The following is a 3,643-nucleotide window of genomic DNA, read 5'->3' on the forward strand; positions in this document are numbered from 1 at the left end:
CCCTGCGGGCCTGATCTGTTAAAAGCTCCGGTGCTCGGCGCGGCAAACGGGATAAAGTCGTTCGTGCGTAACATCAGTAACTCAGATAAGGGATCAGGCGTCCGGCGATAATGGTCAGGCTCCACAGCGTCAGCGATGTGAATCCGGCGACTCTGACCGTGGCCGGCAGCGCCGGTCCTGCGCCCCAGGCGTCGACGTCGCGCCCCCATTTCAGCTCAAACCACAGGGCATTGACGCCGGCCAGGGCGATGAAGCCGAGCTTATAAAAAAACACCGGCAGCGTGATGATTTTGGAAGCCCCCGCGACAAACAGTAAAACCCCGGTCACGAAGGTCAGTATGAATCCGCTCAGCAGCCACGGCCTGAGCGGGTACAGTACCTGCGCGACCGGCAATTGCGGTAAAAACAGGCCGAGCAAGCGTAAATCGACAAAAAACAGCAAGCCTACCGAAATGGCCAAACCGATCAGGTGTAGGCCTTCAATAATCGGAAACATGTAAACCGATTCGCGTAAGGCAGTGCCCAGTTCGGAGTCGTAGAGGGTTTGGGAAAATTCGATCAGTGACATATAAATCTCAACAAAGCTATTTTTTACTTCTTGGCCTGCTCGACGGCGCCTAATCCAAAGCTGCCGTTATTCTCGGCGCAGATTCGTTCGTACTGGTCCAGTATTGTCTCCTTGCCGGCATGAGTGGCCGGTTCCACTTCGAAGTGCCAACCGTTGGGCTGGTCCTTCGCCGTCCATTTGCGCGCCGGCACCGTTATGGTGAACGGCCGGGTATAAACGGTCGGATCGGTCAGCAGCGCCTCGTAGGTGTAGCGTTTGCCGTCATTGCTGAAAATATAGCGTTCCTGGATGCGGCCGTTTTCGCTGATAAACTCGCCGGAGCGGCCGAACAGGGCTTTGCCGTTATGATTGGCGACATCCACCACCAGTGTGTTGCCTTCCCAGTGGCCGCGCGAATCGCCGTTCCATAGTTTGATGTTGTCCGGCAGGTGCGGCTTGCCGTCCAGGTGGATGATGCGGGTGCCGGAATTGAACTGGAACAACACATAGCCGGGATATTGGCTGATCTCGTAACCGTGCCAGTACAGCGATTTGGGAATCCCGGCCGGCGCGCAGCGAGCCAACGGCTCGACATATTCCGGCTTGAGCGGGTTATGGAAATTGGCCTGAAATTCCTTGACCTTTTCCAGCGCCCAGGGCTGAAACGGCACCTGGCCGTCCACGGGATCGCTGACCCGGCTGGGCGCCCGCAGCTCGCGCGGGCCTTTGGCGACCCGGTTGGGATTGGGGTCGTTGAGGATGCCGCCTTGCGGGTCGGTAAAATTGTTGTGATTGGCAATAGTGTTCGACCAATGCCCTTGAACGTCCGGCTGTCCATCGGCCAGCCTTGGACCTGTCCATTTGCCGGCGACGATCTTGGGAAAGCTTCTTTCCTGTTCGATGCCGGGCCCGCCCAGCTTTAACTGCTTCGGGGCCTGAGCCGGTTTGGCTTCTGGCTTTTTATCATCTGGCGCGGCAATGACGCTTTGGCAGGCGATCAACATTGCCGAAAGCGCCAATCCAGGCATAACCGCCGGTCGGTGTGTCATTTTATGCTTCATAACGTCCTCATCTGTGTCTGGCCGGCGTTTCATGGCTTATTGGGTTTGGGCGGATAGTATTGGTCGTAGTCCAGCGTGAACCGGTAATCCTCGATCAACTGAAAATTCTTTTCCCGGTGCCGGTACAGCATCACGCTGATATTCCAGGGGCGCGTGAATACGTTAGGGTCTTCGACCGTGGCTTTGTATTCGATCGTGTTCGGGTCCAGGAAGGCCCATTTTTCGATGACATGCAGCGCGTCGCTGTGGAAGTTGCCGGCGCGGTCGAACCAGGTTTTGTCGTTGAAGTGCTTGACGTCGACCACCAGCGTATCGCCTTCCCAATGCGCACGGGAATCGCCCAGCCACCAGTCATACGGGTCCTTGGGATGATCGGTGCCGTCGGTGTGTATCGTGCGTACCGAATGGCCGAATTGATGCACCAGCGTCAAATCCTGTTTACGCTGAAATATCTGGAAAGGCTCGGGGTAATAGATACCGCGCGGCACGCCCAACGTGTAACCTTTCAGCGCGGGGTCGTCGGTAGCGCGGGCTTCGAAGTTTTTCTTTTTCTGTTCCAGCGCCTTGGGCAGATAGGGCAGGTACTGGCCTTCGATAATGCCGGCGCCGGGCGGCGCATCCTTGCGGTTGGCATGCGGCTCCAGATCGTAGTCGGCGGCGCTGGTAGTTTGCCAGATCCCGGAAAAATCCGGTTTGCCATTGGTTAGCCTGGGTACTTTTTTAGTGGCGGCGAATGCGCTGCCGATAGACATTATCAGCAATAGCAGGATGCCGCCGGTCAGCATGGCGATGTCCTGAGGTCGGGCAGGCTCAGCAGTGCCACCGCTAAATGCCGTTCGCCCTGTGCTTGTCGAAGGGAGCTCTGAGCCGGGCTGCGGCAAGCTCGCCCCGAATGGAATACCCGTAGACTTTAAGTCCTGGTTGCTATTCGGTGTAGTATTCAAGAATGTTCTCCTGATCGTTAGGCAAAGCCTGCAGCCTTGCCTAATTGGGTCTAGTCAGCCGGAAACTGGAAATCGATTGTTAGGCGACTGGATCGCGCAGCCGATTAGGCCGCGCAACGTTAAGAATCGGCAGATCTGGCGGGGCCGGACTATTGAGATTGGGCGGTGCCTTGCGCTTGCGCGCCGGGTGCATCCTGGGCGCCGCCGGTTTTGACGCTGCGGCCGTCCGACAGTACCGTAGTGACCGCATAGCCAAACTCCTTGCCGTTCTTGGCCCGGTAGCCTTGAATGGTGACTTCGCTGCCGACCGGCAGGCTGGCCTTGGTGATGCCTTTTTGCTTCAGGCTGAACGGGGCGCCGAATTCGAACCCCCAGTTCTTGACGCTGCCGTCCGGCTGCTTAGTGTCCAGATACAGCCAGCTATGCGGATTGACCAGTTCCAGCTTGGTTACAACGCCTTTCAGCTCGATAGGCTGTTCGGCATCGAATTCCGCTGAAAAGGCATGATGCGCGTTTGCCGGCAGCGCCGTCAGTGCGAGTAATCCGCTCGCGAATATCCCGGTTATCAGCTTGCCGCTCATATTCATTCGATCTTTCCTGTACTTATTCGTTAAAAAATCAGTCGTGGTGGAAACCGCGTGTTTGGATGGTTTCCAGACTTGGCGATATAGAACAGCAAGATTCAGGCCAGGGTTTTAGGATTGCCCGTTATTAAGGTAAATGTTTTGTATTTTTGCAATCGGCTGCTTTGATGAGGTAATTACCAGTCGGCATTGACTTATTGATAAATCTTAGTGCATGGCAGGAATTGGCTGGGCGGGTTAACGGCTGTTGGTTAAGCAACAGCCTGGAAGCATCAACTGTTGATGGGCAGACAGGTTAAACAGTTGGTGTTACGCAGCAAGTTGAATTCAGGTCGGTTTGGTGAAGTGTCGCTAGCGCGACGGTTTGGTTTAATCGGGTTTCACGAAAAACATCCCTGTTTTTCGCCTTGACAGGCGACTATGTCGTGCAAATCGATCATCCTGCCGATTTGTCGCACCCGAAGGCGAGTTCCTTTTCTTTGCGCGGCCAAAGAAAAGGAACCAAAA

4 protein-coding genes are annotated in these 3,643 nt (G+C 55.7%); all 4 read right to left on the reverse strand.

Annotation, left to right across the window (positions count from 1 at the left end; all coding sequences use genetic code 11):
- Nucleotides 1-73: 73 nt before the first annotated feature.
- Nucleotides 74-568, reverse strand: coding sequence for a hypothetical protein (locus IT781_RS21470; RefSeq protein ID WP_194972214.1), 495 nt, complete (start codon nucleotides 566-568; stop codon nucleotides 74-76).
- A gap of 23 nt (nucleotides 569-591) precedes the next feature.
- Nucleotides 592-1,596: a hypothetical protein gene (locus tag IT781_RS21475; RefSeq protein ID WP_228779345.1), complete on the reverse strand. Its 1,005-nt coding sequence runs from the start codon at nucleotides 1,594-1,596 to the stop codon at nucleotides 592-594.
- Nucleotides 1,597-1,637: 41 nt separating this feature from the next.
- On the reverse strand, nucleotides 1,638-2,552 hold the full coding sequence (locus IT781_RS21480) for a hypothetical protein (protein ID WP_228779346.1): 915 nt from the start codon (nucleotides 2,550-2,552) through the stop codon (nucleotides 1,638-1,640).
- A 149-nt stretch (nucleotides 2,553-2,701) separates the two neighbouring features.
- Nucleotides 2,702-3,139 carry a DUF6152 family protein gene (locus IT781_RS21485; RefSeq protein ID WP_194972215.1) on the reverse strand — a complete coding sequence of 146 codons (438 nt, stop codon included), beginning with the start codon at nucleotides 3,137-3,139 and terminating at the stop codon, nucleotides 2,702-2,704.
- Nucleotides 3,140-3,643: the final 504 nt, after the last annotated feature.

The organism is Methylobacter sp. BlB1, assembly GCF_015476545.1.
Taxonomy (GTDB): Bacteria; Pseudomonadota; Gammaproteobacteria; order Methylococcales; family Methylomonadaceae; genus Methylobacter.